Source organism: Paraburkholderia nodosa, from assembly GCF_001718195.1.
GTDB lineage: Bacteria > Pseudomonadota > Gammaproteobacteria > Burkholderiales > Burkholderiaceae > Paraburkholderia > Paraburkholderia nodosa_A.
Map to the genome: position 1 here is coordinate 46,339 of NZ_MCNV01000024.1, position 19,987 is coordinate 66,325.

Below are 19,987 nucleotides of genomic sequence, written 5' to 3' on the forward strand. Positions count from 1 at the left end.
CTCCTTGTGCGTTGCCTGCGCGAGAATCAGGCCGAAGACGGATTGGCGAGCGACTGCCACCATTGTTTCCAGCGCGGCAGCGGCTTGCCGTCCGCCGCTAGCGGGCGGTTGTCGTCGGTATAACGTTTCGCCGCTTCGAGCGGTTTTCCGGCACTGAACGGCTGCCGCAGAGCGAGGCAACCATTCGGATGGAATCGTTGCAAGACCCCATGCAGCTTGCCGTTGCGGTAATGCGCTTCTTCGAGCAGCGTGCCGTCGGCCAGCCAGGTGCGCGATACGCCGTGCAGCACGCCGTTCGCGTAGTGCTCCTCGCGCTGGATCTTTCCATCGGGGTGGTAGAAAAGCGCCTTGCCGTCGAGCTTTCCGTTCGCATACTGCACTTGCGCTGAGGAATTGCCCTCAGGATAGAAATAGGTAGCCGGGCCGCTGAGCACGCCGTTAGCGTAACGCATCATCGCGACGGGGCGTCCTTCCGTCTCGATGCGCACGGGGCCGTGCAGCGCGCCGCCCAGCGTCGCGCCTTCAATGCGCGTGTCGTCGCGTTCTATCGTGACCGGTCGAATCGTCTCCATGCTCGCCTCAGTTGATCTTCACGATGCCGCCCTTGACCACCAGCATGCCGCCGCCGTCCACCGTCTGCTGTACGGCGCCCTTGTTCGTCACGCTCTGCGCCTCGTTCGAAAGCGTGCCGTCCGACTTGTTGGTCAGCGACGTCCCGGCCTGATTCGTGAGCGACACGGCGGCCTGATTCGTCAGCGACGCGTCGCTCTTCGCCGTGAGGTTGCCCGTGCTCTGCAGCGTTAGCGTGCCGCTCACCTTGATGGTGAGGTTGCCGTCCACAGTGAGCGTCATGTTGCCCGTCACTGTCTGATCGAGATTGCCGCCCACGGTCCGCGTCTCGTTGCCGCCGGCTTTCACAGTGCGTGCGCCTTTGATGTCGACGGTTTCGTCGCCCGTCTTGACGGTCGTGATGCGGTTGCCCTGTTCGACCGTGAGCGTATCGTTGCCTTCCTTGATCGTATGCGCGCGGTCGTTCTTGATCGTGCTCGTTTCGTTGTGGTCTATGGTCCACGTCGCGTCGTTGATCACCTTGGCGTTCAGGTCCTTTTGCGCCTGCAGGAAGATTTCCTCGCTGTCCTGTTTGTCTTCGAAACGCAATTCGTTGAAACCGTTGCCGCCTTTCGAGGTATTCGTCTTGATGCCGGATTGCGTCTGGTTGTCGGGCAGCGTATAAGGCGGCAGGTTCGCGCCGTTATACACGCTGCCCGTAATGAGCGGCCGGTCTGGATCGCCGTCGATGAAAGTCACCACGACTTCGTCGCCCACGCGCGGCATGAACTGCATGCCAAAGCGCTTGCTCGCCCATGGCTGTGCCACGCGAATCCAGCACGAACTCTGTTCGTCGTTCTGGCCGTCGCGGTCCCAGTGAAACTGAACCTTCACGCGGCCGTACTGATCCGTCCACAACTCCTCGCCGCTCTTGCCCACCACCGTCGCGGTCTGCGTGGGCATGAAGGGGCGCGGCGTCATACGCGCGGGCCGCCATGTCGTCGCGAACGGAAACGCTTCGAAGCGGTTGCGATAACGGTTGTGGTCGGCTTCGTGAATCACGCTGCGTACGACCCATTCGATGTTGGCGTCGCTCGATTCGTGATCGGCCAGCGTAAAGCGGCAACCCGGCGCCAGCGCGCGGCAGTCGCTTTCGCCAATGAGGATTCGTGTGGGTGCACGCAGCGCGTCTACGCGGTGCCTGGAGAGCGTGGAGCCATCGCCACTGGTGGCATAGCGCCCTGGGTACTCGTACACGCTATGCCCGTTCGACGCCGCCTGTGCCTGCGAATAGAGCTGCGCGGTCGGCGTCTCCCACGCGTAGTCGGTATGCGAGAAGAGCCCGGTGGCCGTCTCTTCGACGACCTCGCAATGGACGATCTGCGTCGATTCGCGTGTGCCGCTCGTGCCGCCTGTGTAGTGCAGTGTTGCGTCGCCGGGCAAGGGCGTGAAGGCGTCGTTGCTGTCGGCAATGACGAGCGTATGGCTGCCCGTATCGTGGCGGAAGAAATAGAACCAGCCTTCCTCTTCGCAAAGGCGGCTCACGAACGCAAAATCCGATTCCGCGTACTGCACGCACCATTCGCGCGTAGCCGGCGTGCCCGTGATGGAGATGGAGTAGTCCGTCAAGCTGTGCCCCCCGAATACGGCCTGGATGATCTCCTGCGCGTTTTTGCCCTGAAATATGCGGTTGTTTCGCGAGAGGGTGAGCAGCCACAACCACGAACGCAGTTCCAGGGTGAAGTGGCTGGCATCTATCGTCGAGGGCAGCTGCGCGGCGCGCGTGCAAACGGCGTCGATGAGCCGAGGCGATTCGCCCCACGCGAGCGAGAGCGTTGCATGGTTGGCCGTCATGCCCGAGAGCGCGGGCGGCGGCAATCCGCCGTGAGCGTGCAGCGTCAGCGTGGTGGGAGCGTCCAGTGCCTCGCGCGCTTCGAAGCTGGCGGGAAAGAGGGTGCTGAACGCGTTGCCGGTGAGGCTGATGCGCGCATCGGTGTCGGCGGAGATGGGGCGGTTCATCGCGAGGGTAGTGTTTCGTGGCCGGTGGTGTGCATCGTCATTCGAGCGCCCACTGCGCGAGCGTGCCGACCAGCTCGTTCATCAGCACGTTGTCGATCTCGCGCGCACCACCCGCGGCGCGGCAGCGCGCGAGCACGGCGTCGATGATCCTGCTGTCGAAGGCGAACTGTTTGCCCGTTGCATCGCGGTACCGCATGCGCAGTTGTTCGAGCTTCTTTTCGATGATGGCGCGCAGCACCGTGTCGTCGAGCGCCGCATAAGGCACGGCGGTCATGCGCGCGAGAAACGCCGGGCGAAACGCGTGCAGCAGTTCTTCGTGCAGCCGCCGCGCAAAGGCGTCGGTGGCAAGCGTTGCGGCAGGCGTATTGAGCAGCAATTCGGCGCCGACGTTGCTGGTGGCGAGGATCACCGTGTTGCGAAAATCCACCACGAGCCCGGTGCCGTCTTCCATGACGCCCTTGTCGAAGACGTTGTAGAAGGCTTCGAGCACGTCGACATGCGCTTTTTCGATTTCGTCGAGCAGGACGACGCTATAAGGGCGCCTGCGCACCGCCTCGGTGAGCTGGCCGCCGCTCGCATAGCCCACATAGCCCGGCGGCGCGCCGCGCAGCTGCGAGACGGCATGCGCTTCCTGATACGCGGCGAGGTCGATCACGATGAGATTGCGCTCGCCGCCATAGAGTGCATCCGCAAGGGCGTAGGCCGTCTCTGTCTTGCCGACCCCCGTTGGTCCCACGAGCAGGAAAACGCCTACCGGGCGCAACGGGTCGGCGAGCCCCGCGCGCCAGGCCTGGATGCGCATGGCGATGCGGTCGAGCGCCCCGTCTTGCCCCACGATACGCTGCGCGAGACGGCCCTTGAGCGTGCGCACGGCGTGCGCTTCGTCGGCGAGCATCTTGCCCACGGGAATGCCGGTCCAGCTTGCGATCACGGCGGCGATGGTTTTCGAGTCCACGCAAACCGGCACCATGGGGTCGTCGTCGCGAATCGCTTCGAGGCCGCTTTCGAGGCGCGCCAGTTCGGCGGCGAGGTCTTCGCGCGGGTCCGCGGCCTCGTTGTTCTCGTTCGCGTCCGCGTTCTCTGGCGGTTCGTGCGTGCCTTCGTTGAAAGCATCGCGAGGCGCCGCGTCGAGGGCGGCCAGACTCGCGCGTACCGCGAGAATCTCACGCACGGTAGCGGCTTCGTCACGCCAGCGTCCCTCAAGCGTCTCGACGAGCGTGGCGTTGTGCGCATGTTCGGCTTCGAGCGCGGCGAGACGCTGCGTGTGATTCGCGCCGAGTACCGTTTCCGTGCGCAGGCGCAGCAGCTCGTCGTCGAGCGCGCGCTGCCGGTGCCTGGCCGCTTCGAGTTGCGGCGGCGTGTCGTGCTGCGCCAGCGCCACGCGCGCGCAAGCGGTATCGAGCACGGCGATCGCCTTGTCGGGCAACTGGCGCGCGGAGATGTACCGGTGCGAGAGTTTCACCGCATCGACGATGGCGGCGTCGAGGATCGTCACGTTGTGATGCGCTTCGAACTTTTGCGCCAGCGCGCGCAGCATCGCGATGGCCGTCGGCTCGTCGGGCGCCTCGATCTGCACGAGCTGGAAGCGCCGCGCGAGCGCGGGGTCGCGCTCGAAGTACTTCTTGTATTCGAGCCACGTCGTGGCCGCGATCGTGCGCAGCTCGCCGCGCGCAAGGGCGGGCTTGAGCAGATTGGCGGCGTCGCTGCCGCCTTCCGCGCCGCCTGCGCCGATCATCGTATGTGCCTCGTCGATGAAGAGCACCACCGGTCGTGGCGAGTGCCGCGCTTCATCGATCACGGCGCGCAGACGCCGCTCGAACTCGCCTTTCAGGCCCGCACCCGCCTGCAGCAGCGCGAGGTCGAGCATGCGCAGCGAGACTTCCGCAAGCGGCGGCGGCACGTCGCCCGCCGCGATGCGCAGCGCGAGACCTTCGACCACGGCCGTCTTGCCCACGCCCGGCGCGCCCACGAGCAACGGGTTGTTCTGTCGCCGCCGCAACAGGATGTCGAGCGTTTGGCGAATCTCCGCATTGCGTCCGATGATCGGGTCGATGCGTCCGGCCCGCGCTTCGGCGGTGAGGTCGAGCGTGTATTGGTCGAGCAGGGCGGGCGCTGGCGCCTCGGGCTTGAGGGCACCGGTCAGCACGGGAAGGCTCGCGCTGTCGTCCATGGCCGCTTCGAGCGGTGCGATCGGCAATGTCGACGCAAGCGGCGACATCGCTTCGATAGGCGCGAGCCAGACACTCATATTGGCGCGCAGCGCGGCGCTCGCCACGCGCAGCAGCGTGGGCGCCCCATGCACGGCGCGTGCGCGCAGCGTGTCGTTTTCGAGCAGGGCGATAAACAGCGTCGCCGCGCGCACGCGCGGTTGCTGGAGCACGACGGTGGATTGCACGAGCGCGTCCTGGAGCCACACGAGCAGGTCGGGCGAGAACGACGGCATGCCCGTGTTGCCGCGCTTGAAGCGCGCGATCGTCATGCGGATCTCGGCGCCGAGCGCGGCGCGGTCCACGCCGAAGTGCGGCAGCACGCACGCGAGATCGCCGCCCTCGGGTTCGGCGAGCGCGAGCAGCCAGTGTTCGATTTCGACCACGAAATGTGTTTCGCGCAGGCATTGCTGCGCGGCGCGTTCGAGGGCTTCGCGCGGCTCGCGCTCGAGGCGCGCAACGAGCGTCTTGAGATCGAGCGTCACGGCCCGGTACGCCCCGGAACGTCTTCGGGCGCGAGGCGCGTGAGGCGCGCGGGCGCCGATTCCGCGGCGCCGGCCCAGGCGGTCCAGCCGAGCCTCGGCGGCGCGTGCCGCGAGAGGCGCGCGCGCGGCAATTCGCCCGCGGCGAGCTGCAGTTCGAGATGCACCTTGAGTTCGGCGCCGAACCATTCGGCGGCCAGCGAATTCAGTGCTTCGTGAGCGGGCGCGCTGGGCAGGAAGGCTTCGTACTGCGCACGCCTGAGCGGACCCAGCCGCACGCGTATGCCCTGGTGTTCGTCCCAGATCCTCGTGCCCGCGACGGCATCCTGACCGAGCCGCCGGTTGCGTCCACCGGAGCCGATCGCCGTGCGGCTCGCCGGAGGCAGCGTGCGCCAGCCGCCTTCGAACGGCGTCGAGCGCACGTGCACGCGGAAATGATGCAGCACCATGACGTCGAAACCCGCGATCGAGCGTCGACGGTTCGCGAAGAGGCCCGCGCGCGCCAGCACGGCGCGCAGGTCGAGCGGCTCGGGCGGTATTGCGGCTTCCTGCCCCGCGCGGTTGTACGAGGCGCGCGAGTTCAGCGAGGCGTTGCCCGTCAGCGCGCGCAGCACGACATCGGCCGAGCGCTGCATCGTGGCGGGCAGCGGCTCGGCGCTGCGGTACTTGCGCTGTGCACGATAGAGCAGCGCCAGCAGCCGGTGCTGGAAGATGTCGAGATACGCCGCCGCCGAGCGGTCCTTGCGGCGCAGACGGTCCTGCAGCCATTCCTGCCATGCACCGGGTAAGGGGCCGTTCGGGCCGCCGAGCGCGAACGCGTTGACCTGGAGCTGGGGCGGTCCCGCATGTCCGGAGTGTGCGGATGCTTCTTCGCCCGCCTGAGGCGCAAAGGCGAGCGAGCGCGGTAAGCCGCGCCGCAATGGCCCGAGCGCGCTCGCCGGAAACGCGGGAGACAGATTGCCGCTCAACGCGAGCGCTTCCTGGCCGGGGTCGAGCCCGGTGCCGAGCGGCTGCGCGTGCGGCTGCAACAACTCGAGCAGGCGCACGGCCTGCGTGAATTCGAACGCGTGCGGTTCGTCGAACAGCCGCTGCGTCAGAGAACGAGCGGGCTGCCCATCGTCGGCCGCCATGTGCGGATCTCCCGACCGTCGCGCACGAGCGAGGTCTGTACGAAACGGTTGACGCTCGCATAGAGCGAGAAAAATTGCGCGAGCACGCCGGAAAAGAGCACGGTGCTCGCGCCGACAAAGCTCGCTTCGTCGAGTTCGATTCGCACGCCGAGTCCGTTGCGCCAGCCGCGCCAACGGTCCGTACCGACATGCGCGACGATGGGTTCGCTCGACACGGCCACGAGCCCCGCGATCTGGCGCTGCGACGGGGCATGCGCGCCGAGATTGTGGAGCATCAGCATTTCGCGCAGCGACTGCAGCGCCTGCGGGCCTTCCACGATCGACGTGTGATTGAGCACGAGTTGCGACACGAGGCGCCAGCGCGACGTGCCGTCGAGCGCGGCCACGATCTGCGGCGTGGGCCGATGCGCAATGCGCACGCTCGCCACGGGGCCCGGCACTTCGAACGACAGCGCGGCGCCCGGGGCGAGCCGGTGGGCCAGATGACGATTGGTACACAGTAGATCCGCAGTGAGCGTGCGCGCTGCGGGCGCGGAGGGATTGAAGCGCGTATCGACGAATGTGAGCATGACATCGCTGCCGGGACGTGACGGATGCAGCCCGCTCACGCGCCGCGCGTACCAGTACACAGCCGAATCCGCGCCGTGCATCGAGCCGTACCAGGGCGGCACGTCCGTGACCGTGCGGCCCGCCACGGCGCGCACGTTGCGCACGGCGTAGATCTCGGTGCTCGATTCGCGGTGCGCGTCGGGGCTCACGCGCATTTCACGCGCCGTCCCGTCGGGCCGCAAGGGTTCGGAGGTGCGCGCGAACAGATTGAGCGCGCTCGCGCAGCCGAGCTGGATATCCTGCGTATGCAGCGTGAAGCGCCCGCGCGGGGCGGCCGTGAAGCCGATCACGAGATCGAGGCTGTCGAGTGCATCCGCAGGCGGCTTGAACGGCAGATCGAAGAACGCGAACTTCTCGGGAAAGGCGAAGTACTCGACGAGCAGTCGGCAGGCCGGATGCGCACCGTCTTCGAGCGGCAGCAGCGCGTCTTCCTCGTCGAAGCCAACCGGGGAGGGCAGGCCGCGTTGCGCCTGCAACGTACCCTCGGGGGTCTGCAGCCAGGTGGCGGCGCTGTGTGCGCCGAGCAGGTCGTAGAGCGCGGCGGAGGTGACGGGCGACCCCGTGAGGCGCACGCGCAAGCGCTCGATCGGCAGCGCGCCCAGCTTGTGCGGCCCGATGCCCCGCAGCGTGAGCCGCAGCGCCGACTGCAGCGACGCATTGCCGGTGAGCGCCTGGGCTTCCTCCGCGTCGAGCAACTGGGCGGCGGCGAGGGTGATCGGCCAGAGCGTCACGTCGCTGCACGTGCGCCAGTGGATCGTCGCGCCGCTCGCGTCCACGTGCATGAGGGTCGTGTCGCGCGGCACGCGATAGCCCGCGGCGATGCTGCCTTGCGTCGGATCGGGCTCGAACTGCACGATCGTCATGGAAGGCACCGGCCGCGACGCGTAGGGATAAAACTGTTCGAGAAGGCCGTCCGTGAGCGTGGTGTATTCGTCGTCGAGCGTGCGCTGGAGGCGAGCGGTTAGCACCGCGAAGCTTTCGATCAGGCGTTCGACGTTCGGATCGGCGCTCTCGCCGGGGCCGAGTTCGAGCCGCCGGGCGATCTTCGGATAACGCTGCGCAAAGCCTTCGCTCGCGCGGCGCAGATAAGTCAGCTCGCGCTGGTAGTAGTCGAGCAGTTGCGCATCAAGCGAGTCGTTCATCGACGATCCCGATGGACTGCGTTTCGCCATCCTGCCCGGCGACATAGGTGACGACGTGCTCCACGCCGTCGCTGCCGCGCAGCGTTCCCCGAATGCGCAGGCACAGCCGCCATGGCGCGGCGGCGTCCGCTTCGATTTTCACGCGCGGCTCGCGAAGGCGCGGCTCGAACGCGCGGATCGCCTCGACCACTTCGCGCTCGATCACCGCCCGGTCCTCCGCGCGTGCCGCGCTTTGGCCGCTCCAGTCGGGCAGGCCGTAAAGCAGGACGTCCGGCGCGCGCGGCAGGCGTGGCGTGCCGCGGCGCGTGTTGAGAAGGCGCAGCAACTCCGCGCGCACCGACGCGCGCAAGCCGGCCGCGTCCAGTGTGCGCGCGGCGAGCTCGTCGACGGACTCGTGCGCGTCGAAGGGCGCGTCGTCGGCCAGCCGCTCGAAGAGCGGCATGGGCGCGATGGCGATGAAGGCGCGGACGTTCGCCATAGGCGGTGCGCGCTAGGCTGCTGCCTTCACGACCTTGTTCGCGGCCAGGTCCCACGTCGTGGCCGCGGTGCCTTCCTTGGTGGCGTCGTCCTTCTGCGCGGTGAGTTCCCACTTGATCTTCGTGAAGTTCAGCGAGAGGGTTTCCACGGGCTTGCCACCCGCGCCGCCCGACACGCTCACGTTGCTCAGCACGACGTTGTTCAGCGTATAGGTGATGAACGGCATGATCTTGCCGTCGCTTTCGGCGGCGTTGCGGCCCACCACGATGGTCGCGCTCGCGATGGCCTTGCCGGAGCAGCAATATTCGTTGAGCGTGGGCGTGGCGACGTCGACGAACTTCGTCACGGTGAATTCGCCGAGATGGGGCTTGCCCGAGGTGCGCTCCGAGTTGCTGACGTCGTTGGTGACCTGCATCGCCACGTTGTGGCTGTACGACATCAACTCGATCTTGTCGGTATAGCCTTCCAGCGTGCACTCGCCTTTGATGTCGCTGCCGAGGTCGAGAATGATCGAATCCATGGTTTGCTGCTCCCGAAGCAGTAAAGAACCGCGCGGGCCGCGTGCGCGGCGCCAGGCGCGTTCAGGGACCAGGGGCGCTCATGCGCCGCCTGGCCGTCGTCTGTTCATCGAATCGCTTTTTTGCGGGTGGATCAGGCGGCCGCCGGCGGCGGCAGCGTCGCCACGAGCCGTATCGAGGCAGTGAGTTCCTCGAGCTGGAAGTGCGGCCGCAGGAATACCGTCGCGCGGTACGCGCCGGGTTTGCCCGGCACATCTGTCACGTCCACGCGCGCCTCGCGCAGCGGATACTGGGCCTTGATTTCCTGTGGCGCGTTGTCGTTCACGAGCACGTAGTCGGCAATCCACGTGTTGAGATAGGCGCGCACGTTATCGCGCGTCATGAAACTGCCGACCTTGTCGCGCATGATCGCCTTGATGTAGTGCGCAAAGCGCGACGCCGCGAGGATATACGGCAGCATGGCCGAAATGCGCGCGTTTGCCGTGGCCTCGGGCGTGTTGTAGAGCGCCGGCTTGCAGGCAGTCTGGCCGCCGAAGAACACCGCGAGCCCTTCGTTCTTCTTGTGCACGAGTGCAATGAAGCCGAGCGAATCGAGCTCCTTTTCGCGGCGGTCGGTGATTGCCACTTCCGTGGGGCACTTCATGGCCTTGTCGCCCGAAGCCGTCTGGAAGATATGGTCCGGCAGGCGCTCGACCGCGCCGCCGCCTTCCACGCCGCGAATCGCGGCGCACCAGCTGTACTGCGCGAACGCGTTGGTGATCCGTTGCGCGAGGGCATAGGCGGAGTTGCCCCACAGGTACTTCGAGTGGTCGGTGCCGTCGACATCTTCGAAGAAGTTCATGCCCTCCACCGGATTGCTGTCCGGATGATAAGGACGCCGCATCAGGATGTGCGGGAGCGTGAGCGCAACATAGCGCGAGTCTTCGCTCTTGCGGAATTCGCGCCAGCGGGCCATGTCGATCGTCTCGAAGACCTTCGAGAGATCGCGCGGCACGCCCAGCTCCGTGAAGCTCGACATGTCGAACAGCTGCGGGTGTGCCGCCGAAATGAACGGCGCGTGCGCGGCAGCGGCCACGGAGGCGAGCTTTTCGAGCAGGCTCACGTCAGGCGTCTGGCGCGTGAAGTAGTAGTCGCCCACCAGCACGCTGAAGGGAAAACCGCCGAACGTGCCGTATTCCTCTTCGTAGATCTTCTTGAAGAGCGCGCTCGTGTCGACGTCGATGGCCTTCTCGAGATCGTTCTGCAGGTCTTTCTTCGAAGCGTTCAACAGGCGCAGTTTCAGGCGCGTGCCCGTTTCGGAGCCCTTCACCAGAAAATGCAGTCCGCGCCACGACGACTCCAGCGCCTGCATGTCGGGGTGATGCAGCACCTCGTTGAGTTGCTCGCTGATCAGCTCGTCGATCTTGCGGATGTGATCGTTGATCATCGCCACCGTGTCGCGGCTGATGGTCATGTTCTTGTCGAGCACCTGCAGCGCGAACTCGGCGAGCAGCTCGCGCGCGTGCTGCTGCTGCTCCTCGTATTGCGCCATGCGTCCTTCGTGCACGATGCGGTCGAGCAGCGTGACCGTACCCGCCTGCGCGGTCGCGGCGGCCTGTATATCGGACATGATTGTCTCCTCGCGTTGGGCTTAGCTGGCCGGCGTGTCACTGGAAGGGCTGGCGGGTGCAGCGGCGTCGCCCGCGGGCGGCGGCAGCTGCGCAGTCGGCGTGTCCAGCGGGTGGGCCGAGCGGATTTCGCTCAACCCCTTCGGGTCATGGACCACTTCCTGGAGCAGCTTGTCCAGTTCGTCGTTGCCGTCGAGCTTGGTGAGGAGGTCGCGCAGGCGCAGCCGCGCGTCGTAGAGCTGTTTGAGCGGGCCGATCTGCTGGACGATGCTCACAGGATCGAAGTCGTCGATATGCTCGAACTTCAGGTCGACGTTGATCTTGCTGCTGTCGGCAGCGAGCGTGTTGTCGACCTGCAGCGTCACGCGCGGCCCGATCGACTTCATCACGTCGTTGAAATTGTCGCGGTCGATGTCGACGAAGCGGCGCTCCGTCATTTTCGGCAACGGCTCGACAGGCTTGCCGGACAAGTCGGCAAGGATGCCCACGACGAGCGGCAGTTCACGCTTTTCGATGGCATTGCCCGTTTCGACGTCGTACGTGATCTGGACACGCGGCGGTCGGTTCCGTTCGAACCAGTGCTGGGTACTGTCGGCCATGGTCACCTCGGTGGCGGTCGTTCTTCTATTGCATTGTGTAACGGGAGAGATGCACGTTTGTCGTCAATCTAGCCTTTTCATGATGCGTTTTCTTTAAGACGACAATGCCCCGCAAAACGTAATTAAACGATTGCCAGGTGTATTCCCGGTCCTTCAGAAAAAGCACAGCTAAAGCATGCCCCGGATTCGTCAGACGAGAGCATTCACGGCGTCAGGCGTTCGCGCTGCGTGCGGCTTAACCTTGTCCTTCGTCGCGCACGTCGTGAAGATAGACGGTCACGACTTTAGGACAGTAAACGCGGAATTTCAAAGTATATTTACGGCGCATAGACTCATTTCCTTTCAAGTTTATTTGCGCATTGTTTTTGAATTGATCGATTAGAAAATCGTTATTGCAATTTTGCGTGGGGCGCTTGTAGACTACGCGCGAAACAGCTTGCGCTGCAGAACATGCGCCTTGATTAGAAATACGAACTAGCATGAGCTATCCTGCGCGCGGGCAGGAGGCATCGCGGACAAGAGGCGACGCACACAATGGGGATTGCGCAGTGATCACCACGTTATTCGCCGGCGCGTCGCGCGCCGCGAAGCCGTGCGGCTGGCGTGCCGCCGCGCTGGCGTTCGCGCTCGCGCAGGTGCTCGCGGCGTGTTCGTCGCTGCCCAAGGTACAGGTAGATACCCTGGCCATTGCCGTCTCCACTCAGGCGAATCAGGACACGCCCATTGCCGTGGACGCCGTGCTCGTGCGCAATCAGCAACTGCTCGACGCGTTGCTCGGCCTGCCTTCGGCGAAGTGGTTCGCTCAGCGCGATCAATGGCGCCGCGATCATCCCGAAGACATCACGGTCGTGTCGTTCGAAGTCGTGCCGGGTCAACAGATCGCAGCGGCGCCGTTTCCGTTTGGCGGCAAGCGGGGCGCAGGCGTGGTGGTGTTCGCCGACTACCAGACTCCGGGCGCGCACCGCGTGAGGCTCGATACGGGGCCCGCTCACGCGCTGCTGCTGCTCGGCGACCAGGATCTGAGCGTGCAGGCCGCACATTGAGCAGCCAAACGGTGTGACGCAACGGTGTCATGTAGTGGCGCGCCAACACTGAACGACGAAACGTTTAGCGATAGAAAGCAAACACATCATGCGTACTTCGTTTCCCGATCCGGTCTGCTGGTTCGACGGCATGCCCTTGCTGCCGCAACATTTCCAGACCCAGGCGCTGCACGCGTCGGGGCACGCCGCCTTGCTCGCCGGCGCCGCGCGCGCGCATTACTGGGGCGTGCTCTCTCTGGAGCACGACGCCGCGGGGCTCGCCCAGGGGCTCGTGCGCATCAGCGCGCTCGAGGCGATTCTGGCCGACGGCCTCGCCATTCGCCACACGCCGCACGATCCCGTGCTGGAGATCGACGTAAGCCACGCGTTCAGCGCGCCGGACGAGGAAGTCACGATCTATCTCGCGGTACCACCGCTGTATCGCGGCGGGCAGCTCGATCCGCAGGCCGGGCGCTACACCCAGCGCGAGAGTCCGGATGTTCCCGATCTTGTCTCGGGTGGCGAGCCGGCTTCGATCACGACGTGGACGCCGCGGCTGCATCTCATGACGGATCTCGGCCGTCACGAATTCGACCGCCTGCCGGTCATGCGCGTGAGGCAGCAGGGCGGCGGCGTGGCGATTGCGGACTACGCGCCGCCTTGTCCGTTCGTGCGCGCCGACTCGGTGCTCGGGCAACGCGTCATGCAGCTGCTGCTGCGCGTGCGCGAAAAGTGCGTGTTCCTGGCCGGACGTCTGCAGGCCGCGCAACGCGCGGAAGAGCGCGACGATTCGGCCCAGATCGAGCGCCAGCTTTGCGCGCTCTGGAGCCGTCTGCCCGAAGTGGAGGCGACGCTCGTCACCGGCATCGCGCATCCCGCCGAACTGTATCGCGCCGTTGCGGGCATGACAGGCGCGCTCGCGGCGCTGCGTCCCGCGCGCGGCGTGCCCGCCTTCGCGACGTTCGATTACATGGCGCTGCTCGCGTCGTTCGAGCCGCTGCTCGCGTGGGCGGACGAAGCGCTCGCGACAATCCGCCAGGGGTATCGCGTACGCGCGTTCACCGAGGAAGGCGGCAGTTTCTGGATTGCGCCGCCGTTCGAAAGTGGCGGCAACGTGGCGCGCGAACTCGTGATCGGTTTGCGCATGCCGCCCGACGCGGGCGAGCACGACGCGAGCGTGTGGCTCGATCATGCCGTCGTCGCGTCGCGGCCCTACGTGCCCACGCTCGCGCGCCAACGCATGCGCGGCCTCGCGCGCCGGCGGCTCGCGCGCGAGGAGCGCGCGGCCTACGCGACGGGCGACGACACGACGCTCTTCGCGGTGGCCGTGGAGGATGCGTGGTTCGACCGCGCCCAGCCGTTGTGCATCGAAGTCCGTACGACCGTACCGGGTCGCGCGCCCTGGGCGGTGCAACTCTTCACGCCCACGGGCGACGCCGCCGACGACGCACGCCAGGGGGGAGCCGATCATGCTTGATGCCAGCGACCCGACCGACGAGCGCCTGCCGCTCATGCGCGCGTTCGTCGTGGCGTTCGCGTTTGCGGAGAACGCGCGCTTGCGCGCGGTTGCGCAGGCGGCGAATGCAGCCAGCGCCGCGAATGCCGCGAGCGCAGAGACGCCCGCCGATCCCCAGCGCGATGCCGACGCGCTCGCCACGCAACTGCAGTCCGCCACACGCAAGCTCGCGCGCGATGCGATGGCCTGGACCGGCGCGGCGGCCGAAGCGGACATCGCCGCCGCGCAGTACGCCTATGTCGCGCTGCTCGACGAATTGCTGCTGTTTTCGGCGTGGAATGGCGCGAGCGCATGGGAAACGCATCCGCTCGAAGCGCGCATTTTCGGCACGCGTGCGGCGGGCGAGCGCATTCCGGCCGCCATCGAAACCTTGCTTGCGCAGCGCGATCCGGCGCAGCGCGATCTCGCCAACGTCTATCTCGCCTGCCTCACGCTAGGCTTTCGTGGCCGCCTGCGCGGCGAGGCGGGCGCCTTGCGTCACGACCAGTTGCGCCACGCGCTGTTCGCGTTCGCCATGCAGCGCGACCCCGAGCCCGACCGGCTTGGCGCGCCGCTCGAACGCGCCGCGCTGGCGCCGCGCGAAACCCGTCTGCTCACGCAGATGTTTCCAGACCGCGCACGGCTCGCGCTATTCGTGGGCGGCGGATTCGCGGTGCTGCTCGGTATCTCACAGTTGCTGTGGCTCTACGCGACGGCGCCCGTGCGGCCATCGCTCGAACAGTTCGAAACGGTCTCGTTGGCGCAAGGGCGTCCGGCGCAGGCGAGCCATACGAGTACCACGGGCATGGTGCTGCCGCGCGCACGGACGGTGCGCAGGCTGCGTCCGGCGGTTCCGCCAGGCGACGTTCAGGCTGCCATGCCGCAAAGTCAGGACATGCCCGCGGCGGCTACGGTCTCCACGACGCCGCCCGCCACGCTCGCACTCGCCGCACGGCGCATCGTCACGGTGAGCGCGCAGAACGCCGACGAAGGCAGCGAAGACAGCGAAGACAGCCCGGACGCCACGCCACGCGGAGCACGGCCATGACGACCACACTCGTAGTCGTCCTGATCGTCCTCATCGCGCTGTTGATCGTGGGGCTCGCGGCCGTGCTCGTCATGCGCTGGCTGCGTGGGCGCGACGAACGCAGGCCACTGCGCAACTTCTCCGCGATGATGCGCACGGCGCACAACGCGATGGGCGTGCACGATCCATACTCGGTGCCGCGCGTGCTGGCCACGGGCGCACCGGCGGCGCTCGACGCGCTGGCGCTCAGCTGGCGCCTCACGCCCGTTGGCGAGCCGGCGTGGTTCGGCAGGCTTTGGCACGACGCCGAAGGCATTCTGATCGCCGAGCCGGGCGAGTCGCTCGGTGCGCGTGCGGCCGCCGAACGCCGGCGCGGCTCGACCGGCGGGCGCTTGCTGCGCGGTCTGCTGCGCAACCGGCCGGGCCGGCCGCTCGACGCGCTCGTGTGGGTGATCGCGCTCGATACGCTCATCGACGAAAACGGGACCGCGCGCGCGGACACCGACGCGGCGCTCGAAGCCTCGCGCACAGTGCTCGCGCTGCAGCGTCAACTGGGCCAGATGCTGCCGCTCTACGTGGTGGTGACGGGCTGCGACGCGCTGCCGGGCTTCGATGCGCTCGCGGCCAGGCTGCGCCGCGAACGCATCGAAACGCCGCTGGGCTGGGCCTCGCCGTATGCGCCGCGGCGCGCCTTCGAAGCCGCGTGGGTGGACGAAGCCTTCGCCGACATGAGCCGCGCGCTCGCGGCGACGGTCACCGAAATGGGCACGCTCGACGGCGCGCTGGACGGCGACGTCTTCCTGTTGCCGCAGCGCATCGACACCCTGCGCGAGCCGTTGCGCGAGCACATCGAGCCCACCTTGCGCGGCGCAGCCGACGGCACCGCGCCGCTCCTGCGCGGCATCTGGTGCGTGGGTGCGATGCCGCAGGCGCAGGAGCGCGAGGAGCCCGCCATCACGAACGCGGCGCGCAGGGAGGCGCGCGCCGCAGCGGCGCCGGCATTCGCGTCGCGCCTGTGGCACGACTTGCTGATGCCGGGGCAGGGGCTCGCGCTCGCCATTCCGCGCGTGCTGGCGCTGCGCATGCGTCGCTACCGTATCGCCACGTTCGCAGCGATCGCGTTGGGCGTGTGCTGGTGCGTGGGCCTGGGCGTCGCCACCTGGCACGTGCGCAGCGACGCACGTTTGCTCGCGAGCAGTTACGACGCGCTCGCGCTCGCCAGCGTCGCCTGGCACGAAACGGGCACGAGCAGCAGCGAAACGGCGGCGGCGAACGCGCTGGGCAGCGCGGCGAACGCCTTCGTCAAGGTGCCGCGTTGGCAGCTCGCCACGCCGTTCATGCCGCTGTCGTATTTCGGCCTGCGCCGCCGGCTCGACGACGCGCAATACCACGTGCTGAGCGGGCTCGTGTTCTCGCCGCTGCGCGCGCGGCTCGTCAGCCGTCTCGCAGAACTGAACTGCGACGGCGCCAACGAGTCGGGCGACAACGCGAGCCTCGTGGCCGCCGCGCGGCGTCCCCAGGACCTGCCCGAGTACACGCAGGGCACACGGCTCGTCACGAACGCGGCGCAGACCGAGCGGCTGATCACGAACTACAACGAACTAGTGGAACGCGATTCGGGCAACACCGTGATGCTCGCTCAACTCATGCGCGGTGCGGTGGGCGTGAGCTTTTCCCCCGATCATGTGGCCGACCGTGCGGGGCTGGACGACGCCATACGTGCGACTGCAGTGGAAGGCGGCGAACTGTCGTTCGACGGCACCGAGGCGCGCGCCGCGCACGCACGGGCGAGCGTGTGCTTCGAGGAGACCTTCGATCGCTGGTTCGACGACATCTATCAGGACTCCTCGCTCACGACGAACGCCGCGCAAATCCAGGCCATGCTCGCCGATCTCAAGGCGCCCGGCGCCGTGCCGACCACCGCCTCGCTCTCCGAACTGGCCACGCGCATCGACACGCTCGCAACCCAGGTCGACACCGCGGACCACGGCTGGGCGGGCACACATGGCCAGGAACTCGTGCCGGGGCTCACGGCGACCTTCGACACGGCAAAGGGGCTGCGCCTGATCGGCGCGACGCCGGTGGCGAGCGTGCTGGAGCACGAACAGAGCGAACAAAGCGCGTTCGCGGCGCGCTGGCTCGCGAGCGGCAACCTGCCTGGCGTGCTGGCCTCCAATCCCACCACAGGGCTGCAACTGGCGCCGGACCTGCTGCCGCTGCGCGACGCGTTGCGCACGCTGCTCGGCCAGTCGTTCGTCGCGGGCGAAGGCAGCGCGACGGCCGAAATTCGCGGCGTGGATGCCGGCTCGGCGCAGCGCGCGCTGGCGATCCTGCCCGCCTACAAGCAATACTCCGCAGGGCTTCTTGCGCAGGCGCCCGAAGCGTGGCGCGGCGCGCTGCTCGCCGCGGCGGGCAATGCGACCGTGCACAGCATGGTGGCCGCACTGTCGGCACCCGTTGCAACAGCGGCAACATCGGGCGGCGGCGCGCGCAACGTCGCCTACGCGCCGCAGACGCAGGGCGCGTCCTTCGACATGCTGCGCAAGAATGCGACCGATCTCGTGGAAGCGTTCGACTCGCTCGGCCGCGCCGATCTCGCGCAAGCCGTCGCCCTGCGCGTGAGCGATGCCGCGCTCGATGTGCTGCGCTCGACCGATGTCCAGTTGCAATCGCTCGAACCGTTCCGCCCGCTGCGCGGCGACTTCTCGGCGTGGAACGGCAACGCCGGCGGGTCGATGCGCGCATTCGGCGCCGCTACGCCCGAAGCGCTGCAAACCTACCTTGCCGCGCAGTCGAGTGCGGTGGCGGACACGGCCACGTTAGCGTCGAGCGCGCTCGACTGGCTGACCACGCAGAATCCGCCGCTCTCCGCTGCGGACGCTCGGCTCGTGGCGCGCTGGAAGGCGCTCTTCGCGGACCTCGCGCAATACCGCGCGCGCAGCCCGGCGAGCGCACTGGTGGCGGTGCCGTCGATCATCTCCAACCAGCTCGACAAGATGGACCTCGACACCTGCAGCGCTTCGCTCGCGCAGGTGGACGTGCCGGGCTCGGGCGATATCGTTGCGAGCGCGGGCATGCGGCTCGTCTCGTCGGCGCGCGAACGCTGCTACCGGCTGCAGATCGGCACCGGCGGGGAGGCCTACGAACAGTTGCGCAACTATTTTGCGCGCTACCTGGCCGGCCGCTTCCCGTTCTCAGCGGATGCAAACGCCCAGGCCGCCGACCTGCGCCAGACGGCGGCCTTCGTGGCGCTGCTCGACGCGAAGCTCGCGGACGCGCAACGCGGCATGAGCGCCGCGGTGGCGAGCGGCGGCCCGCAAGCGGGCGCGCAGCAGTTTCTGGCGAAGCTCGCGCGCGCTAAGCCCTGGCTCGACGCGCTGGTGGCGCGCGGCGCTGACGGGGCGCTCGTGGGTGTGGACGTGGCGGTGGATTGGCGTATCGATCGCGCCGACGAAGCCGGTGCGGACCAGGTCATCCAGTGGTCGCTCGCGAGCGGCAGCCAGACGCTCGCCTGGCCCGCCGCGGCGGGAACGCCGCTGCGCTGGGCGCCGGGCCAGCCCGCCGCGCTGAGCCTGCGCTGGGCGAAAGACGGCCCGTGGCGGCCCATGCAGGACGCGTCGCAGCCGACGCTCTCGGTCGACGGCGAAGCGGCCACATGGGCGGCAAACGACACGTGGTCGCTATTGCGCCTCGTGCGCCTGCATGCGGTGCCGGACGACGGCGTCGATACCGGCACGGGCGCGGGCAACGCGCCTATGGTGCTGAGCGTGCCGGTGCGCGACCGCAACGGCGGCACGCAAACGGCGCGCATGTTCATGCGTGTGGGCATGACGGGCGCGTCGAAAACGGCGCTCGCGTGGCCTGACCTGCCGTATGCGGCGCCGGGCTACAGCGCATACGGCAGCCCAGCGTTCACCTATGGACCGTATCCGTCGAGCACACAAGCGGGGCGCGGATGAACCCGGCATTCGACATCGAAGCACTCGTTCAACCGATACCGGGGGGCGCGCCGGCCGGCGTTTCGCTCCTGCACGACGCCGCCTTCGACGCGATCAAGGCGGCGCGACGCGAGGACGATCCGGCATTGCCTGCGGGCATCTGGCAAACCGCGCTCAAGGTCGCGGACTGGGCCGCCGTGGAAGCGGGCTGCGAGGACCTCCTCGCGCGCCGTAGCAAGGATTTGACGCTCGCTGCATGGCTGGGCGAGAGCTGGCTGCATCGATACGGATGTGTTGCCTTGCCGGATTGCTTCGTCTTGCTGAGTGAATTGTGTGTGCGCTATTGGGACGACATTCATCCGTTGCCGCGCGATGGCGATTTGGGCTTTCGGGCCGCGCCGCTCGCCTGGGTGGCCCAGCAGTTCCCGACCTTGCTCGGTGGGCGGATCGCGTTGTGCGCGGGGCCGGATGGATCTGCGCTGACGCTTGCGCGCTGGCAGGGTGCGCAGCGCGAGGCGGTGGCGGTGAAGGACCGCAAAGACGTGCCGGCCGCGAAGCGCGAGGAGGCTGCACGCGTGGCGCAGGCGTTGGCTCAGGCTGCGCATGCGGCGGAGCCTGCCGCGTTGCGCGATCAGTTGCAGGCGCTGCGCGCGGCGCGTGGGCCTATTGCGAGACTCGATGCATGGTGCACCGAGCGGCTCGGCGCGGAGGCGCCGTCGTTCGGGGTGCTGCTGGAAACGCTGGAACGCATGGAGAGCGTCTTGCGCGACTGGCTCACGACGCATCCCGAGTGGGAGGACGTACCAATGGTTGACGTTGCAACGATTCGGGAGAATGCGGTTGTCGAGCCTGCAATGATTCAGGTTGCTGCGGCTGTAGGGGTGCCGGAGCCGGCTGTGCCGAGGAGACTGGATGCGCCGCAGTCGCGTGATGAGGCGTATCGGTTGCTCGCTATCGTGGCGGACTATCTCATGCGCTATGAGCCGCATAGTCCTGTGCCTTATATGCTCAAGCGGGCGCTTGATTGGGGCGGGAAACCGTTGCCCGAGTTGCTCGCCGAGTTGATGGCCGGTGAGCGTGGCAGGGCGCTGGGGGCGGCGCTTGGGTTGTTGCCTGAGAGTGGACAAACGCAGTAGGCGAGGCGTGTCCCCGATTCATGATTGGAG

15 protein-coding genes are annotated in these 19,987 nt (G+C 67.4%); 5 read left to right on the forward strand and 10 right to left on the reverse strand.

Annotation, left to right across the window (positions count from 1 at the left end; genetic code table 11):
• Positions 1-26: 26 nt before the first annotated feature.
• From BFD71_RS30210 to BFD71_RS40880, 10 genes are all read right to left on the reverse strand, one after another.
• Positions 27-572 (reverse strand): toxin-antitoxin system YwqK family antitoxin, encoded by a 546-nt coding sequence (locus BFD71_RS30210; RefSeq protein ID WP_069267977.1) that lies wholly within the window; start codon positions 570-572, stop codon positions 27-29.
• 7 nt (positions 573-579) lie between these two features.
• Positions 580-2,568 carry a type VI secretion system Vgr family protein gene (locus tag BFD71_RS30215; protein WP_069267978.1) on the reverse strand — a complete coding sequence of 663 codons (1,989 nt, stop codon included), beginning with the start codon at positions 2,566-2,568 and terminating at the stop codon, positions 580-582.
• A gap of 37 nt (positions 2,569-2,605) precedes the next feature.
• The gene (gene tssH / locus BFD71_RS30220; protein WP_069267979.1) at positions 2,606-5,260 is read right to left on the reverse strand and encodes a type VI secretion system ATPase TssH; all 2,655 of its coding nucleotides are present in this window, start codon (positions 5,258-5,260) and stop codon (positions 2,606-2,608) included.
• On the reverse strand, positions 5,257-6,387 hold the full coding sequence (tssG, locus tag BFD71_RS41800; protein WP_069267980.1) for a type VI secretion system baseplate subunit TssG: 1,131 nt from the start codon (positions 6,385-6,387) through the stop codon (positions 5,257-5,259). The genes tssH and tssG overlap by 4 nt, the downstream gene beginning before the upstream one ends.
• Positions 6,351-8,138 carry a type VI secretion system baseplate subunit TssF gene (gene tssF / locus BFD71_RS30230; RefSeq protein ID WP_069267981.1) on the reverse strand — a complete coding sequence of 596 codons (1,788 nt, stop codon included), beginning with the start codon at positions 8,136-8,138 and terminating at the stop codon, positions 6,351-6,353. Before tssF ends, tssG begins: the two co-directional genes overlap by 37 nt.
• A complete protein-coding gene (gene tssE, locus BFD71_RS30235) occupies positions 8,122-8,616 on the reverse strand; it encodes a type VI secretion system baseplate subunit TssE (RefSeq protein WP_083245547.1) in 495 nt (164 codons plus the stop codon). The genes tssF and tssE overlap by 17 nt, the downstream gene beginning before the upstream one ends.
• Before the next feature lie 12 nt (positions 8,617-8,628).
• Entirely contained in the window at positions 8,629-9,135 is a 507-nt protein-coding gene (locus BFD71_RS30240) for an Hcp family type VI secretion system effector (protein WP_069267982.1), read from the reverse strand.
• Between the two features lie 131 nt (positions 9,136-9,266).
• Entirely contained in the window at positions 9,267-10,742 is a 1,476-nt protein-coding gene (tssC, locus tag BFD71_RS30245) for a type VI secretion system contractile sheath large subunit (RefSeq protein ID WP_069267983.1), read from the reverse strand.
• Between the two features lie 21 nt (positions 10,743-10,763).
• The gene (gene tssB / locus BFD71_RS30250; RefSeq protein ID WP_069267984.1) at positions 10,764-11,339 is read right to left on the reverse strand and encodes a type VI secretion system contractile sheath small subunit; all 576 of its coding nucleotides are present in this window, start codon (positions 11,337-11,339) and stop codon (positions 10,764-10,766) included.
• A gap of 235 nt (positions 11,340-11,574) precedes the next feature.
• Entirely contained in the window at positions 11,575-11,820 is a 246-nt protein-coding gene (locus BFD71_RS40880) for a hypothetical protein (RefSeq protein WP_141710855.1), read from the reverse strand.
• A 67-nt stretch (positions 11,821-11,887) separates the two neighbouring features.
• Here BFD71_RS40880 and BFD71_RS30255 point away from each other — a divergent pair, with 67 nt between their 5' ends.
• The 5 genes from BFD71_RS30255 to tssA all read left to right on the forward strand — a co-directional run bounded on the left by BFD71_RS30255 (position 11,888) and on the right by tssA (position 19,957).
• On the forward strand, positions 11,888-12,382 hold the full coding sequence (locus tag BFD71_RS30255; RefSeq protein WP_083245548.1) for a hypothetical protein: 495 nt from the start codon (positions 11,888-11,890) through the stop codon (positions 12,380-12,382).
• Positions 12,383-12,470: 88 nt separating this feature from the next.
• Complete coding sequence (gene tssK, locus BFD71_RS30260; RefSeq protein WP_069267985.1) at positions 12,471-13,838, forward strand: type VI secretion system baseplate subunit TssK; 1,368 nt, start codon at positions 12,471-12,473, stop codon at positions 13,836-13,838.
• Positions 13,831-14,904: a DotU family type IV/VI secretion system protein gene (locus tag BFD71_RS30265; RefSeq protein ID WP_069267986.1), complete on the forward strand. Its 1,074-nt coding sequence runs from the start codon at positions 13,831-13,833 to the stop codon at positions 14,902-14,904. The genes tssK and BFD71_RS30265 overlap by 8 nt, the downstream gene beginning before the upstream one ends.
• A complete protein-coding gene (locus BFD71_RS30270; protein WP_069267987.1) occupies positions 14,901-18,842 on the forward strand; it encodes a type VI secretion system protein in 3,942 nt (1,313 codons plus the stop codon). The genes BFD71_RS30265 and BFD71_RS30270 overlap by 4 nt, the downstream gene beginning before the upstream one ends.
• A complete protein-coding gene (gene tssA / locus BFD71_RS30275) occupies positions 18,839-19,957 on the forward strand; it encodes a type VI secretion system protein TssA (RefSeq protein WP_069267988.1) in 1,119 nt (372 codons plus the stop codon). Before BFD71_RS30270 ends, tssA begins: the two co-directional genes overlap by 4 nt.
• Positions 19,958-19,987 lie beyond the last annotated feature (30 nt).